This is a genomic window from Joostella atrarenae, assembly GCF_021764745.1.
GTDB lineage: Bacteria > Bacteroidota > Bacteroidia > Flavobacteriales > Flavobacteriaceae > Galbibacter > Galbibacter atrarenae.
Map to the genome: position 1 here is coordinate 253,062 of NZ_JAETXX010000003.1, position 17,116 is coordinate 270,177.

Annotated in this window: 15 protein-coding genes; 6 read left to right on the forward strand and 9 right to left on the reverse strand. The window is 33.2% G+C overall.

Annotation, left to right across the window (positions count from 1 at the left end; genetic code table 11):
- The first annotated feature begins 6 nt into the window (after nt 1–6).
- The 3 genes from gndA to pgl are packed head-to-tail and all read left to right on the forward strand — an operon-like array spanning nt 7 to nt 3,684.
- The gene (gndA, locus tag JM658_RS07795; RefSeq protein WP_236958691.1) at nt 7–1,419 is read left to right on the forward strand and encodes an NADP-dependent phosphogluconate dehydrogenase; all 1,413 of its coding nucleotides are present in this window, start codon (nt 7–9) and stop codon (nt 1,417–1,419) included.
- 22 nt (nt 1,420–1,441) lie between these two features.
- On the forward strand, nt 1,442–2,956 hold the full coding sequence (gene zwf / locus JM658_RS07800; protein WP_236958692.1) for a glucose-6-phosphate dehydrogenase: 1,515 nt from the start codon (nt 1,442–1,444) through the stop codon (nt 2,954–2,956).
- 2 nt (nt 2,957–2,958) lie between these two features.
- The gene (gene pgl, locus JM658_RS07805) at nt 2,959–3,684 is read left to right on the forward strand and encodes a 6-phosphogluconolactonase (RefSeq protein WP_236958693.1); all 726 of its coding nucleotides are present in this window, start codon (nt 2,959–2,961) and stop codon (nt 3,682–3,684) included.
- A 95-nt stretch (nt 3,685–3,779) separates the two neighbouring features.
- Here pgl and xylA read toward each other — a convergent pair whose 3' ends face one another.
- Genes xylA through xylE form a run of 3 tightly spaced genes read right to left on the reverse strand, consistent with a single transcriptional unit; the run spans nt 3,780 to nt 8,245 of the window.
- Complete coding sequence (xylA, locus tag JM658_RS07810; RefSeq protein WP_236958694.1) at nt 3,780–5,093, reverse strand: xylose isomerase; 1,314 nt, start codon at nt 5,091–5,093, stop codon at nt 3,780–3,782.
- 26 nt (nt 5,094–5,119) lie between these two features.
- A complete protein-coding gene (locus tag JM658_RS07815; RefSeq protein ID WP_236958695.1) occupies nt 5,120–6,604 on the reverse strand; it encodes a xylulokinase in 1,485 nt (494 codons plus the stop codon).
- Nucleotides 6,605–6,613: 9 nt separating this feature from the next.
- On the reverse strand, nt 6,614–8,245 hold the full coding sequence (gene xylE, locus JM658_RS07820; RefSeq protein ID WP_236958696.1) for a D-xylose transporter XylE: 1,632 nt from the start codon (nt 8,243–8,245) through the stop codon (nt 6,614–6,616).
- 175 nt (nt 8,246–8,420) lie between these two features.
- Between xylE and JM658_RS07825 the strand changes: the two genes are divergently transcribed.
- Nucleotides 8,421–9,140: an NUDIX hydrolase gene (locus JM658_RS07825; RefSeq protein WP_236958697.1), complete on the forward strand. Its 720-nt coding sequence runs from the start codon at nt 8,421–8,423 to the stop codon at nt 9,138–9,140.
- Between the two features lie 83 nt (nt 9,141–9,223).
- Here the strand turns inward: JM658_RS07825 and JM658_RS07830 are convergent, their stop codons facing one another.
- Nucleotides 9,224–9,784, reverse strand: coding sequence for a DUF4251 domain-containing protein (locus JM658_RS07830; RefSeq protein WP_236958698.1), 561 nt, complete (start codon nt 9,782–9,784; stop codon nt 9,224–9,226).
- Between the two features lie 236 nt (nt 9,785–10,020).
- Between JM658_RS07830 and JM658_RS07835 the strand changes: the two genes are divergently transcribed.
- Both JM658_RS07835 and JM658_RS07840 read left to right on the forward strand, forming a co-directional pair.
- Complete coding sequence (locus tag JM658_RS07835; protein ID WP_236958699.1) at nt 10,021–10,377, forward strand: hypothetical protein; 357 nt, start codon at nt 10,021–10,023, stop codon at nt 10,375–10,377.
- Between the two features lie 84 nt (nt 10,378–10,461).
- Nucleotides 10,462–10,929, forward strand: a complete 468-nt coding sequence (locus tag JM658_RS07840) for a hypothetical protein (protein ID WP_236958700.1) — start codon at nt 10,462–10,464, stop codon at nt 10,927–10,929.
- 93 nt (nt 10,930–11,022) lie between these two features.
- Here JM658_RS07840 and JM658_RS07845 read toward each other — a convergent pair whose 3' ends face one another.
- The 5 genes from JM658_RS07845 to JM658_RS07865 all read right to left on the reverse strand — a co-directional run.
- Nucleotides 11,023–12,282, reverse strand: coding sequence for a DUF4374 domain-containing protein (locus JM658_RS07845; RefSeq protein WP_236958701.1), 1,260 nt, complete (start codon nt 12,280–12,282; stop codon nt 11,023–11,025).
- A 101-nt stretch (nt 12,283–12,383) separates the two neighbouring features.
- Nucleotides 12,384–14,759 carry a TonB-dependent receptor gene (locus JM658_RS07850; protein WP_236958702.1) on the reverse strand — a complete coding sequence of 792 codons (2,376 nt, stop codon included), beginning with the start codon at nt 14,757–14,759 and terminating at the stop codon, nt 12,384–12,386.
- A 128-nt stretch (nt 14,760–14,887) separates the two neighbouring features.
- Nucleotides 14,888–16,459, reverse strand: a complete 1,572-nt coding sequence (locus tag JM658_RS07855) for a PepSY-associated TM helix domain-containing protein (protein ID WP_236958703.1) — start codon at nt 16,457–16,459, stop codon at nt 14,888–14,890.
- Nucleotides 16,460–16,467: 8 nt separating this feature from the next.
- A complete protein-coding gene (locus tag JM658_RS07860) occupies nt 16,468–16,764 on the reverse strand; it encodes a hypothetical protein (RefSeq protein WP_236958704.1) in 297 nt (98 codons plus the stop codon).
- 2 nt (nt 16,765–16,766) lie between these two features.
- Nucleotides 16,767–17,116: hypothetical protein (locus JM658_RS07865; RefSeq protein ID WP_236958705.1), on the reverse strand; the 350-nt coding region annotated here is incomplete at its 5' end.

The following is a 17,116-nucleotide window of genomic DNA, read 5'->3' on the forward strand; positions in this document are numbered from 1 at the left end:
TTGAATATGAAAAATTTTGACTTTGGTATCGTTGGTCTAGGAGTAATGGGAAGAAATTTGCTGTTAAATATGGCAGATCATAGCTTCTCTGTAGCTGGTTTGGATTTAGACCCAGAAAAGGCTGCTTCTTTAGAAAATGAAGCTGATGAGAAACATATCGTGAAAGGAACAACAGATGCGAAAGAATTTGTTCAGCTTATTGAAAAACCTAGAGCTATTATGCTTCTAGTTCCTGCAGGTAAGCCTGTTGACAGTGTAATAGATAGTCTTTTACCACATTTGGAAGATGGAGATATTGTTGTAGATGGTGGTAATTCTTATTTTGAAGATACCAATAGAAGAGTAAAAGAGCTTGCAGATAAAGGAATTCATTTCTTCGGAATGGGAATCTCAGGTGGAGAAAAGGGAGCTCGTTTTGGTCCTAGTATGATGCCTGGAGGTAATGAGAGTGCTTACGAAAGACTACGTCCAATTTTTGAAGCTGTTGCTGCAAAAGTAGACGGAGAGCCATGTGTTACATACCTTGGTCGTGGTTCCGCTGGAAACTATGTGAAAATGGTTCATAACGGAATTGAATATGCAATTATGCAATTGCTAGCAGAAACGTACGACCTTTTAAAACGTGGATATAACTTTACAGATGATGAAGTACAGAAAGTTTTTGAAGCTTGGAATAAAACTGAATTACAATCTTATTTAGTAGAAATTACAGCTGCTATTCTTAAAAAGGAAGATAATATTACTGGAGAGCGATTGGTAAGCCTTATTTCTGATACTGCAAAAGCAAAAGGAACAGGGAAATGGACTTCTCAAAGTGCAATGGATATACAGGCTCCTGTACCATCTATAGATCTTGCAGTAACAATGAGAGATATTTCAAAATATAAAGAAGAACGTATTAAAGCTTCAGAAATTTATTCTTGGAATGGAAACCCTGAAGACATTAGCAAAGAAAATTTAGTAGCTCAGTTTAAAGATGCTTTCTACTTTGCAATGGTTACGATATATGCTCAAGGTATGGCACAGTTAACTATTGCTTCAAATGAATTTGATTACGGATTAAACTTAGATGAAGTAGCCAAAATATGGCGCGGTGGTTGTATTATTAGAGCTGCTGTTCTTGAAGATTTCAGAAAAGCGTATAAAGCAGATGCATCCTTACCTAATTTATTATTAGATAAAGGAATTTCTGATAAAGTGAATCCGCATCAAAAAGCAATGAGAGAAACAGTAAAAAGAGGAATAGATAAAGGAATTCCTATGTCTGTATTCAGTGCTACCTTATCTTATTTTGATGCCTATAAAAGTGAGGTGCTACCAACCAATCTTATACAAGCACAAAGAGATTATTTTGGAGCTCACAAATACGAAAGAATAGATAAAGAAGGTATTTTCCACACAGAATGGGATGAAAAATAACATTCTGTAAATTAAAAAAAATATGAAAACGAATAAAAAGGTAACCCCTACAGTAATTGTTATATTTGGAGGTACTGGAGATCTTGCTAAAAGAAAACTGATTCCTGCATTTTACAATTTATTTATTGAAAATTGGATGCCTGAAAATTTCGCCATTTACGGGTTAGGAAGAACTGAGCTAAGTGACGATGAGTATCGAGAAAACCTACATGAAGGGTTAGTTGATTTCTCTAGAAGTGGTGCTCCAGATGATGAGCAGTGGAATAAATTCAAACAATCTCTTCATTATTTTACATCAAATATAAATGACGAAAAATCATATACGGAACTTCTAAAAAAAGTAGAAGCATGTGATGACGATTGGGGTGTAAGAGCAAATAGATTGTTCTATTTATCTGTATCTCCTAGATTTATTGAGAGTTCTACACAGAATATTAGTGGATCTGGCTTGGCATGTGATAAAACTAAAGATAGAATTATTATTGAAAAGCCTTTTGGATATGATAAAGCTTCCGCTGTAGAACTCAATCAAATGCTTACTAAAACATTTGATGAAGAACAGATTTTTAGAATTGATCACTATTTAGGAAAAGAAACCGTACAAAACATCCTCGCTTTCCGTTTTGCGAACACTTTATTCGAACCACTTTGGAATAGAAACTATATCGATTCTGTACAAATAACGGTTGCCGAAGAAGTTGGTGTAGAAGATCGTGGCGGGTATTATGAAGGAGCTGGTGCATTGAGAGATATGATTCAAAACCACTTACTTCAGATTCTTTGTATGGTTGCAATGGAGCCACCTGCATCTTTTGATGCTGAAGAGATTCGTAGTAGAAAATACGACGCTCTAAAAGCCATCCGAAGAATAAAACCTGAAGAAGTACATCATTATGCTGTTCGTGGGCAATATGGAGAAGGCTGGATAAAAGGCGAAAAAGTTCCTGGATATAGAGATGAAAATGGAGTTGATAAAAAATCGAATACTGAAACGTATGCAGCTATAAAATTCTATTTAGATAATTGGAGATGGCAAAACGTTCCTTTCTACTTAAGAACAGGTAAGCGTATGCAAGAAAAAACGTCTTCTATTACTATTCAGTTTAAACCTGTTCCACATGCATCTTTTCCTGCTACACAAGTAGATAGCATCAAGCCAAATAGACTAACTATTAATATCCAACCACAAATGGATATTAGACTTAGATTTATGACAAAACGTACAGGATTAGAAATGAATCTCAATCCTTCAGAAATGATTTTTGATTATGATACAGGGTCTAAACAAACTCCAGAAGCATACGAGACTTTATTATTGGATGCTATGGTTGGAGACACTACGCTCTTTATGAGATCTGATCAGATTGAGGAAGCTTGGGATGTAATCTCAACCATTCAAGAAGCATGGGAAAATAGAGATTCTTTAGACTTTCCAGATTATCCTGCAGGTAGCTGGGGACCAGAAACAGCCGAAGCATTAATTGCTCGAAACGGACATGTTTGGGCTGTAAATAAACATACAAAAGATAAAAAATAACAATGGTTAAAGTATTTGAAAATACAGATAATTTAAATCAGAAATTAGCGACACTTTTTGTTGAAAAAGCTCAAGAAGCAATTGAGGCTAACGGTAAATTTACAGTTGCGTTAACTGGAGGTTCCTCTCCAGCGGGACTGCATCGTTTATTAGCTTCAGATACCTATAAAAATAAAGTAGATTGGAATAAAACATATATTTTTTGGGGAGACGAACGTTGGGTTCCTTTAGATGATGAAAAGAGTAATGCTGGAGCTGCTTTTAAAGACTTCTTAAATAATATTCCTATTCCTGAAGGAAATGTGTTTCCTATGTGGAAAAAAGGTTTTGAGCCTGAAGCATACGCTAAAGAATATGAAACGATTTTGGACAACCATTTAGAAGATGGTGATAAATTTGACCTTATTATTTTAGGAATGGGAGATGATGGCCATACAGCCTCATTGTTCCCAAATCAAGAAGTTATTCTTAAGGAAAAAGAAAAGAAAGTAGCTGCCTATTTTCTTGCACCTCAAGACATGTATAGAATTACACTTACAGCTCCGCTAATTAATAAAGCAAAACAAATTGTATTTATAGTTTTTGGAGAGAAAAAATCAAATGCACTTTATGAAGTAATAGAAGGAAAAAGTAATAGCAATTTATATCCTTCTCAACTTATAAATAAAGGTAGTAAAAATGTAACTTGGATGGTAGATAAAGCTGCTGCCAGTAAGCTTAGTTTATAAAATTATATCTTTTTTATATAAAAACAGCCAATACTTTTGTATTGGCTGTTTTCGTTCTAATCAATAAAAATCTACTAATCTAATTCTTTTACCATTTAAAATGAGTTCGAAATAATTTGTTCGAATAATTCTTGCTTTCCACTTATTTGTTTAGGCTCCCCACTAGCCTTCGCTATCTCACTAAGCTGCTCTAATGAAAGCTCTTTATTTTCAAATTTCGCCCCGTTTCCAGTATCATAACTTTGGTAACGTTCTTTGCGTAATTTTTTATAGTCTGTATTTTCTAAAACGTGATCAGCACAAATAAGTCCACGAGCAAAAGCATCCATTCCAGAGATATGAGCGATGAATTTATCTTCTAAATCGGTTGAATTTCTTCTAACTTTTGCATCGAAATTTATTCCTCCTCCTTGGATTCCTCCTCCTTGGAGAATTACCAACATCGCTTCTGTTATTTCGTAAAGGTTTAATGGAAACTGATCTGTATCCCATCCATTTTGATAATCTCCCCTATTCGCGTCTATACTTCCTAAGAGTCCATTATCTACCGCTACCTGAAGTTCATGCTCAAAAGTATGCCCGGCAAGCGTGGCATGATTCACCTCAATATTTAATTTAAAATCGTTTTGAAGTCCATATTTATTTATGAATCCGATAGAAGTCGCAGCATCAAAGTCATATTGGTGTTTAGTAGGCTCCATTGGTTTAGGCTCAATTAGAAAAGTTCCCTCAAAGCCTTGTTTTCTAGCATAATCTTTACAAATTGTCAAAAAATTCGCCAAGTGATCTTGCTCTCTACGCATGTCTGTATTGAGCAAACTCATGTATCCTTCTCTTCCTCCCCAAAAAACATAATTTTCACCACCAAGAGCTAAAGTAGCATCAATAGCTATTTTTGCTTGTGCTCCAGCATATGCCAACACATCAAAATTTGGATTTGTCGCTGCCCCGTTCATATATCGAGGATTACTAAATAAATTAGAAGTCCCCCACAGTAGTTTTATACCAGTATCTTCTTGCTTTTGTTTTGCATAAGCTACCATTTCTTGAATTCGATTTTCAAATTCAGCTAATGTCGGAGCTTCGTCTACAACATCTACATCATGAAAACAATAGTAAGGTGTTCCAAGTTTAGCCATAAACTCAAAAGCAGCATCCATTTTATCTTTTGCTCTTCCAATGGCATCTTCTTTTGTATCCCATGCAAAAGTTTCGGTTGGAGCTCCAAAGGGATCTCCTCCTTTATTATTGAACGTATGCCAATAAGCGGTAGCAAACCTTAAATGTTCTTTTAGTGTTTTTCCTCCTACAACACGATTTTCATCGTACCATTTAAACGCTAAAGGGTTATCACTTTCTCTTCCTTCAAACTTAATTTTCTCGATATTCTTAAAAAATGTTGACTTCATTTTTGCTTATTATTAATGTTGTTATTCTATTTTATATGGTTTTTCCAATCTTGATATACTTCTTGATGTTGAGCTACCAAATCTGGTTTTGGTTCAATTCGTTCTAAACATTCCAGCCCATTAAAAGCAGCTTCTAGAGTAGAAAAATATCCATAACCATAGGCTGCCCCTCTTGCAGCACCTTCCGCTCCAGAAGTATTGTATAATTCTAAAGTAGTATTTGTTGTATTTGCAAAGATTTCTCTAAATACTGGGTTCAAAAATAAATTTGCTTTTCCTGCCTTAACTACCTTTCCTTCTACTCCAACATTCCTCATTATTTCGAATCCATAATTCAAGGCAAAAACAATTCCTTCACAGGCAGCTCTAACTATATCTGGTGTTTTGTGGATATTAAAATTTAATCCTTCTATCCCAGACATAGCAGGTTTATTATTAAAAATTCTCTCTACTCCATTTCCAAATGGATAAAACCTGAGTCCTTTACTGCCAATTTCACTTTTGGAAGCCAATTCGTTTAACCTATCGTAATCAATAAGATTTTTCGAATCTTCAGACAGTGTTTTTCTTAACCATTGGTAAAGAATTCCTGAACCATTAATACAAACCATTACTCCATTTCTTTTTTCTTCTGAAGTATTATTTACATGTAAAAATGTATTAACTCTATTATTTTCATCGTAATCATCAGTATCACTAACCCCATATACTACTGCGGAAGTACCTGCCGTTGCAGCAATTTCTCCAGGATTTAAAACATTTAAAGACAAAGCATTATTTGGCTGATCTCCCGCTCTATAATTTATTTGTACATCGTGAGATAACCCCAATTCTGAAGCAACCTCTTTATTTATCACCGATTGCTTACCAAAATTTGAAACGATCTCTGGAATAATTTCTTCTGAAATCTCCATGGCATCCAATACCTCAGTCGCCAATCTATTCTCCTTAAAATTCCATAAAGCTGCTTCTGACAATCCTGAGGTACTAATTTGTGCCACCCTTGATAGTTTAGCAGCTATATAGTCTCCAGGAAGCATCATAAACTTGGCTTTTGCATATATCTCTGGCTGATTATCTTTTACCCATTTCAATTTTGAAGCCGTAAAATTACCTGGACTTCCAAGAATTTGCTCTTGGCAAGCTTCCGCCCCTATTTCATTGTATATAGCATCTCCAATAGGTGCTGCCCTACTATCACACCAAATAATTGAAGATCGAACAGGCTTTAAATTTTCATCCGTTAAAACCAATCCATGCATTTGATAAGCAATTCCTATTCCCTTAATATTAGATATAGCTATCTTATGTTCCGTTTTTAACTTCGAGATTCCCTCTTTTACATATTGCCACCACATCTCTGGATCTTGTTCTGCCCAACCATGTTTTGGCGCATTCATTTCTAACTCAAAATCGGGCACAGAAATCGATGCAATACACTTTTCTGTTTCCGTATCTAATACAGATAACTTTATCGATGAACTTCCTAAATCTATTCCTAAAAAAAACATAGCTATACTTTAATTAATTTTTGACTCTATAGGGCCATCTGCTTCCCAAATACTTTCCATTTCTTCTAATGTCTTTCCCTTTGTCTCAGGAACAAATTCCCATATAAATAAAGCCGATAAAACTGCCATAATTCCATAAATCCAATACGCGAAACCATGATTAAATAGCTCATTTAAATGTGAATTATTATTCATCATTGGGAATGTCCAAGAAACTACAAGGTTTGCTAACCATTGTACAGCAACAGCTACTGCCATTACACCTTTAATTTTATTTGGAAAAATCTCAGAAAGCAAAACCCATGTAACAGGACCCCAAGAAATTGCAAATGCTGCTATATAAAGTAACATAAGTAACAGTGCTGCAATACCACTGTTATCAGCGTATAGAACAGTTCCTAACCCAAGCATACTTATTGCCATAAAAATACTTCCGATAATCATTAACTTTTTCCTTCCGAAATTATCAACTGTAAACATGGCTACTACAGTAAACAAAAGGTTTATAGCTCCTACAATAATTGTTTGCATCATTGAAGCATCTGTTTCCATTCCCATCCCTTTAAAAATTTCAGGAGCGTAATAAAGGACCACATTTATCCCTACGAATTGCTGAAAAATTGAAAGTAAAAGTCCTATAATTATTATACCCCATCCATAGCTGAGCCATGGTGCTTTTTTTGTGTTGAATGATTTTTTTATGTCTTCTAAAATCTCTGAAGCTCTTGAAGAACCATTATATTTTGTCAATACAGAAATAGCGGATTCCTCATTCCCTTTTAAAACTTGAAAGCGAGGTGTTTTTGGGACGATCATTAACAAGAAGAAAAATAACGTTGCAGGAATACATTCAGATAAAAACATATATCTCCAACCTATTGTGTCTACCCATACATCCTCTTTTCCTTTGATGATAAAATAGTTTACAAAATAAACCACCAACATTCCACTAACAATTGCTAGCTGATTACATGAAACTAATTTTCCCCTCATATTCGCTGGGGCCATTTCTGCAATATATAATGGCGCTAACATACTAGCTAGACCAACGCCAACTCCACCAATAATTCTATAAATTATAAAAGTTGTAAGGTTTCCTGCCATTAAAAAGGGTAATTTTTCTGGATACGCAGAACCAAGTGCAGATATAATAAATAAAAGTGCGGCTACAATTAAACCATTCCTTCGACCTATAGAATTTGCAATTCTATCTCCAACAGCAGCCCCTATAATACATCCTACCAGTGCACTACTTACCATAAATCCTAGAATTGAATTTCCTAAATTCTCAGATAATTCATTTGGCATTGATAAAAAATTAGAATACAGCAAACCTCCAATTAATATAAAAGAAACTATTAAGATAGCTAATGCTGTTGTTTTCTTAAAGAATTTGAAAATAAAAGAACTAAACAGTGCGAAAATTACCAGTGTACAAATAGTTATAACACTTTTAAATTCTATTATGGCTTCTGTTGCTAAATTGGCGTTGTCTGATAATGGTGCTACAAAATAGTTTCGTAACCCTCCTACTGCGCCAGAGATTACTGCCGTATCATACCCGAAAAGTAATCCTCCGAGACTAGCAACTGCAGTAATTAAGTAAACATTACTAGTTTTTTGGTTAGTTTGATTGCTCATTAATGGTCGTTTAAACTATATCTTATAGTTAATTTGACTACAATACTAATTAAATATTTTTATTATATCAAAATTTTACTCATAAAAATAAATAATTAGCAATAATTTTTGACGTAAGATGACATATAGAAATAATTTTGTATTTATGCATTAAGAACTAATCACCTTTTAAAAAATGATTAAGAAATTTATTGACAGTGAATCTGGTAAAATAGTAGAAGAAAAAGTAATGAATGCTATTACAATTGATTGTGCTATTTTTAGTTTTGAGGAAGGAAAATTAGAAGTATTACTAATTCAGCACGCAGAAGGGATTAGCAAAGGTAAATGGGGTTTACCAGGAGGTTGGATTAAAGAAGATGAAGGTATTGATAACGCTGCTCATAGATTACTTAAAGAATTGACTGGAATATCGGATCTTTATTTGGAGCAACTAAAAGCATTTGGCGACCCAAAACGTTTCCCTCTTGGAAGAGTTATAACAATTGGTTACTATGCGTTGATAAAAAAAGAGGACTACGATGTAAAAGCTGGTTCTACTGCTTCTGACGCTAAGTGGTATAAAATGGAAGAGATTCCTGAATTAATATATGACCATAACGAAATTTTAGAATTTAGCCTTGAACATCTTAGAAATAGAGTTAGAAATGCACCAATTGGATTCAATCTACTACCAGAAAAGTTTACTCTTCTTCAATTAATGCAGCTATACCAAGAAATTCTAAATGTAGAACTTGACAAACCGAATTTCAGAAGAAAAATACTTAAGATGAAATTATTGGTTGATCTTAAAGAAAAACAACAAGATGTTTCTCATAGAGCTGCTAAACTCTATAAATTTGATCCTGAAATTTATAATAAACTCACTAAAAAAGGGTTCAATTTTGAAATGTAGACTTCAAAAAATAACCTCCTTTAAATATTAATAATATCCTTAGGAGGCAATTTTATAAATAAACAAAGTGTTATTTTTATTTATTATTCTTTCTTTTCTGGAAGCGGAGATATCGTACCGTCGTACGTAATAAAATCTCTCTGAGAGCTGTTAACAGAAAGTGATGTTTTATTATTAGGATATACCAACAAGTTTATATCAAACGATTCGGTACCATTATTTGCTGAAAATGTTACTAGATAACGTTTTTTAGCTTCCACATATTCTGTTTTCATGTCGGTAACCACTTGCTCAAACTGTATTCCTTCTCCTTCAGAGTTATAACCACCTCCCATTTGTCTTTCGCCAAAAAAAGGCAGGTATGCTTTTACAGAATCCCCTTTAACTTCAAGGTAATTAGTATTTCCTATAAGATTTATTCGTTGCACATTAGAACCCGGGCCTGCAAGACCACTATTGGCTAATCTCATCATACTAGAACTCACAGTAGGCATTGCCCATTGATTTTCAATACGATATTCTTTACTATCAAGCAACTCTTTAATAGCAGTAATTTGCTCTGGAGTTGAAGCGTTATTCTTTGCTCCGCCACATGATGATAATATCACCAGTAAAAGCATGGAAAAAAAATATGAAACTTTCATTTTAATAAAATTTATATTGAACAAAATTAAATATAACTAATTAACTATCATACAACTAACACCCTCTTTAGTTATAAAAATGACAACCTTCAAAATTACAATAAAAAAGGATTTAACATTCCTTACAATACGTTAAAACAAACTACTCAAAATTCTTGTTCGTTCAAATCCAACAAAAATCAAATACAACTGTAAATCATTTAGTTCTTTGTATTTAAAATCTTACATTTGCTGTTATGAAGTTTTGGAAGATCATATCACTAATCATTATTGGAGGAATTATTCAATTAAGTCCTCTCAAAAATGATACCAAAAAAGCTGAGATTGATCAGCTTCCACTCCAACAGAGTCCTTCTGAAAATATTGTAATTAACGTCAAATACCAAGGGGTAGCAATACTTAACACTATTAACCACATAGTTACCCACGCAGAATTTGATGTTAAACTGAACAAACTTGATTTTAAACTTTTAAATCATATAACTCTAGGAATTAGTGTTATAAAATTAAACTTATCCTATCAAGGAATTGATAGGATTCTTACAAATTTTCCAGTCCGGACAATCATTTATCCATTCCATTCTTTCTTGTAACATTTATGAAAAATTCTAATTCTAATTAACCCCTTGTGTTTACTATGGGGAATCAATCATTTTCATAAATTTAAATACATAAAGATGGATACATCTTCAATTCTACTAGGAGCAATTATTTTTATTGCTTGCTTAGTACCTTTAGTGCTTTTAGGTATTCAAATAAAAAAAGCATCACGTAAATTATTAATTCCTATTCTAGAGGAAGCTAAGAAAAATAATAGTAACATTTCGGTTCATGAAATGACTTCTGATGTTTGCCTTGCAATGGATGAGGAACAAAAAATTTTATATTATTACCGTAAATCAAATACACAAGAGGAACTAAAAACAATCCCCTTAGGTGAAATTGATAATAGTAAAACATTTATCAAACGAAAAAATGAAAATAGAACAACTAGTACAGCCTATACAAATGTAAATATAGAGTTATATAACAACGCTAACATTGTTAATACTTTGGTTGTTTTTGATATCGAGGAATCTAAGCAACTTATTCCAGAAGTAATGGTTGCAGAAAAATGGAACCGCCTTATTAATTCAAAATTGTAATACACAAAAAGAGTCGTCTTGAAAACATTTTCAAGACGACTCTTTGCTTTAATTAAATATGGAGATAAAAAGCTCCCTATTCAAAAATTAATTTTATTCAACTGGATCAAGTTTACTTATTGCAGTAATCACTCCACCATTAACCTCTAATCCTTGAGTTGCACTAGCACCAGCAACATCTACATTATAGATAAAACTTCCTGTTTCTGTAGTTACTCCAACGTGAACTGTACTTTTATCTTCAGAAACTAAAACATCCATACCTTCTGTAACATTTAATACCGTTTCTGCAGCTGGCATTCCAGTTACCCAATCCAACGTTTTATTATACAAATCGATTACAGCTAATCTGTTACCTGTCTGATAAGCAGAAGTTTTTTCATCTCTTAAAATTCCAACAGCCTTTCCATTACCTACATACACATGGTCTGTAATATAAGCACCTCCGGCAGCTGCTTCTATATCGAAGTAATAATCGTCAAATTCTGTAGTTCCACTTTTAATTCTTGTTATTGCAGATGGTTTTGTAGAAGACAACTCTCCATTAGTTGTAGCTACTGAAGCAGAAAAAGCATATGCATCTCCATTTTCATCAACAGAAAGTCCGTTATCAAAGTATCTTCCAATATAACTTGTACGATCATCATGAATAACTGTTTCTAATTCCATTTCTGGGTAAGAATAAACGGCAATATTAGCTTCATCTGGGTATTCAGTTCCAAAAGTATCACTACAACATCCTTTAATTGTAAAATATGGAAGGTAAACCTTATCTCCAACTTGAGTTATCCATGTAAAAAAAGCCAACTCTCCATTCTCTGTATCTGCTAATTCCTGAGTATTTATTTGCCCTTCAGCAGTAAATTGAGAAGTTTCTGTGTCTAATTGATACCAATATGCAATTGGAGACTCAGCGCTTCTAGAAATTTTAATCATTAATACATCATCATTTACTGCTCCGAAAGCCTGAACTGTTTCTGATTGAAAATCTGAAATTTTGCTTAACTCGCTTTCAGAATTTAATTGATATGTAGTAACCGCTCCAGGATTTCCTTGCCCGTATAATAAACTAAAAAACTTATTGTTTGTGGTTAGATAATAACGGTAAGTTCCATCTTGCTCAATTCCATTTCCTTCAGTAGTAATACTACCTTGAGATAAATCGTCTGTTGTTAAAATATAATCCGCTACTCCTTCTGAAGCTATTGGTGTAGCTGTTACAATATACTTCGATGTTGCTTCTGGGTTTTCTGTTCCTCCATCAGGATCTGAAGAATCGTCATCACTACACCCAATTAATAATGAGGTTCCAGCGAATAATAGACTGAAAAAATAAGTTGATTTTTTGATCATTTTAAATAATTTTTAAACTAAAATTTATACTTAACTCTATTTTTAATTGTTATAATGCACTTGACTAAAATGTGCTAATGCGGTTATAACTCCGCTTTTTCTTATAAAAAAGTATACTTTATTTTCCCTGTAATACTTCTCCCTGGTTTTTGTAAACTGAAATTATCATACAATTCAGCATCAAGAATATTTCTACATTCCAACGTAAATTGAAGCTTTTGGTTATAAGTATACGTTGCGTTTATATCATGAGAAATTTGCTCTGGAATATCAAGCTTATCAGAACCCAAACTAGGCCAATACAAGTAAAAAGCATGTACATACAACATATTGTAACCTAAACTTAATAAGTTACCATCGCCCCATACATTCTCAAAAGTGTAACTAGCATCTGCATTTCCATAGAAGTATGGCATATTTGGAATCCTGTCACGGTAAACAATACTCTCCGTTGTTTGTCCTTCTTCGTACTTCGTATTATTTCTTAAATCTTGATATGTTACATTTACACCTGCACTAAAACGTCTTGCACTTTGGTATCTAATTTCTGCCTCAACACCCAAATTGGTTACACTTCCTAGATTATCCATAACCTGCATCGTTTGGTTATTATTAAGTCGAGGACGAATAAAATTACTAGCATCTCTGTAAAAACCATTTAAGTTGAAGTTTAATTGATGCTCATTATGCAATGCCAACCAATAACTAGCTCCTAAATTATAATTATAGCTATGCTCAGGTTTTAGATCTACATTTCCTTGAAGATTGATAACATCACCATATAATTCTTCTGAATCTGGAAGACGATAACTCTTTTCAAAAGAAGCTTTCATTTGGAAATTTTCATTAAAAAAATGAGAGACTGCAAAACCATATCCCAAGAAGTTATATATATTAATTTGGTCTCTATAAGCTACATCTCCATAATCTCCCGTTGGGTTATAAGATTGTGTAAATTTATTTTGCTGAAAATACTGCTTCGTAAATGCAGATGCATTCCAATTTTCTGTTTCATATCCATAGCTCAGTCCTAAAATATTTTTCAGGGTTTTTCTAGGCTGTTGATATGTATCATTATTTGGATTTAGTTCATCTTCTCCCTCTCTGTTGAAAGTGTTTAATGTACTCCCCAATGAAATCCTATGCTTTTTTGCAATCGTATAATCAAAAGCAGCAGCTCCTACTCCATTATTATTTCTATATTTATATAACGAATATGATCTTTCACCTCCTGGGTTATCATATTCTTTATACTCTCCAAACCAATTATACCTTCTATGAAGAGTATCAATATTTTTCTCCTGCCCTAGATTGTAGTTAGCATTAATTCTAACATTTAGTCCTTCAACTAAAAAATTATTCTTTTTATATTTTACACTAGGCATAATTACATTTCCACGTCTGTGCCAACCTCCAAAAACACTAACAATACGAGCTCCTGTTTGAATTTCTCTGTAATTGTTTCCAAGTGTTATTCCGAATAATAATTGATCTGCATAAGACTTATTTACAACTCCGAAGTTTGCAATAACAGTTTCGTTGTGATATTGATCATGGAAACGCTTTACCGTCTGGTCTGGGTAATACTCCCCTGTATTAATATCCGCTACATCAACATTTACTTTGTAGGAGTTATCAGAAAAATTTTGATAGGCATTCAATTGTGCTGTGAATCCGTTTTTAGCGACATAAATAGCATTCACCATTGATCTATGCGTATTAAAAGAACCATAAGAATAAGATGCATCTAAATGACTTTTATTATAGCCATTTGTTATAATGTTTACAGCTCCTCCTAAAGCATCTGAACCCAAACCTACAGGCACAACCCCTTTATATACTTCTATTCTTTCTGCTAGATTTATTGGAATATTATTTAGCTGAAAAGAACTTCCAAAGTTATCCATGGGAACTCCGTCAATAAAAAAACGCACTTGTTTCCCTCTGAAACCGTTTATAGAAAAATTCATCTGAGAGCCAACTCCTCCACTTTCTCGAACTCTAATTCCAGATACTCTATCTAAAGCATGGCCTAGATCTAAAGTCGTATTATGAAGTTCTTTTGCATCTACAACACTTACATTAAAGGCCTTCTCTCTAACTTGATCTACAATACTTTGCCCAGAAACTACAACTTCCTCTAAATCATAAGAAGATTCTTCTAACTGAAAATCAAGCTTTAAAGTTTCCCCATCATTTAAATCAACTTCAAGTTCCTTTTCTTTAAATCCTAAATAAGACACTTTAAGTGTATAATTGCCACTTCTTGCATTAGTATTTAGATCATAGACACCATGAATATCTGTTGTTACACCTTTAGACAATGCTTCAACCATTACAGTAGCTCCTGCAATTGGAGCTCCTTCTGTATCTGTTACGGTTCCAGTAATACGTACATTACCACTTTGTGAAAATGCCATTACGGAGCATACAAGAAAACTCAAAAGCATTATTTTATTCATGCAAACAATTCGCATATTTATTTTTATTTAGACTTATTAAATATATAATTTCGGCAAAAGTATCTATTTCAAATAGTGAAACTCATACGTAAAACGGATTAATACCTACGCAAAAGGGAATATTTAGCTTTGAAAAGGAAGAACTATTTTCTTTTTATTTTAAAAACAACAATTATAGATAGGATTGCTACCACCAACCAAAAAAGGTCTATAACTAAAATTTGTGAATATCCATTAGTATAAGAAACCCAAGGCCAGTTACCTGTTTTTATTCCATTGGTGATAGGAATTAATAAACTGAATATTGCTCCAGTAATCAAACACACTTTATTAGTAAAATAGTTGCTCTTTTTAAGAAGTAAAAGCGCACTAAAAATAAGCCATGACCAAAAGAAAGTTCTATTTATAAAAACATTTCTATCTCCAGTATAATCATCAGCAAAAAGTTTTACAATAACAAAAGTGAGCGCTGTAACTGGAAACAAACTCAAGCACCCTACTAGATACACTTTAACCAACCATGTATTAAAACGTCTTTTATGATCTGCGACATTCTTTTTATCTCTAGCTACAAGCCAAATAAGAACACCAGAAATAATGACAAAGCATGTAATAAAACCAAGAACTAAATAGATTAATTTCATTCCATAACCCCCAAAATCTCCAAAGTGTAATCTTTTAATAACATCATTTGCTCCTTCAACATAGGAAACATCATTATAAGGATCTTTTTCACTTACTAGTTTACCATCACTTGCTTTAAAAGTTTGATACCCTGTACCTATAAAACCATCAGTAAAATTAGGAGCACCTATAACTTGAATATGCATATTTTCATTTCCGTAGTTAAAGACTTTAAAACCATTAATAACTAAATCTGGCCATTTGTCTTTAGTACGTATTACAAAATCATTTATAGAAACATTCTTCTCAAGAGGACTGCCATAGAATGCGTATTCTTCTACTTTCTGACTCTCCAGTGCTTTCTGCATTTCTCGAGGATTATCATCAAAAAGCACTTTCTGAACAGGAGGTAACATTACTGTATACCCTATAATTAAAAAAGCACCCGTTACAGCAAAAATAAATTGGAATGGCAAACCTATAATTCCTAAAGCGACATGAGCATCTGTCCATATTGTTTTCAATTTACCTTTAGGACGAAATACATAAAAACTTGAAACTATTTTTTTCCAGTGAACTAGCAGCCCCGTTACTACTGCAAAGAGAAAGAAGAAAGCTACCAAACCAGCTAAAAAATAACCTGATCTCCCAAAGAAATTTAATTGTGCAAAAAAATGTAGCCTATAAAAAAACTCTCCTAAAGAATATCCTGAAGCATAATCCGTTTTGGAATAATCATCCATGTCTAGATAAAAGAAGCCTCTACGTCTTCCTCCACCCTTTTTGGCAACAATAGTTGTATCTTTTGGTGGTGTCATGAAAACACCTATTCTACGTTCAAAAAAGCGCTGTGAAAAAGTTATATCTCTACTGTAAAGCGTATCATGTTGCTTTAACTTATTTAAAGCAGTGTCAAAATCTATATTTTCGAAATAATCTTCTTGTATCGGCTCATTCCGCTCCCATGCACTAATTTCATCCCTTAAAAAAGAGATGAACCCGGTGAAAAAGATAATATATAATAAGGCACTAATAAAAATACCACTGATGGTATGTGTATGAAATAGAATATTATAAATTCTGTTTGACATGAAAAAAACTATAATGAATTAATATTAGAACCGAAGTATAAAATTGTAGCTAGAATGAGTATTATTAAAAGATAAATCCCCCATATTTTCCATCCATTTTTAGCTAGAAAAGCAACAATCATTAATCCAGCCCAAAGTATAAAACCAGCATAACGTATCGTAAACATAACTGCTCCAAAATCAAACCAGAGCGTTAAAACCATATGCAACAATTCAGTTATTATAAAACCACCTACAAAGCCAGCAGTTATTTTTAAGACTCTTTGAAAAGGAGATTGAGTTAAATATTTTTTATTTGCAGGCATTTTTAAGAGATATTTAATTCTAACAAAAGGGATAGAAATCCAATAATTAAGAGGCTAGGAACAGAAAAAAAACGAAGAGGACTTAATAAGACTACCAAACTTGCTAACGTCATTAATAAAACGAAGAAAGAGAAGACTCCACTTCCTAGTCCCAGAAGCCAAATATCCAACACAAGACTTAATACGATTAATAATATGCCTAAATACTTTGATTGAGAGGTATTAGTGTGTCCCCAATTATAAATAAATAATTCACTCTTATAGTCAGCTCTCTTAGAAGTGATATATAAAAAGTAAAATCCTATAAACATTAATAAAATAGATGCTGTGAGCATGAATGGCTGGTTAATTT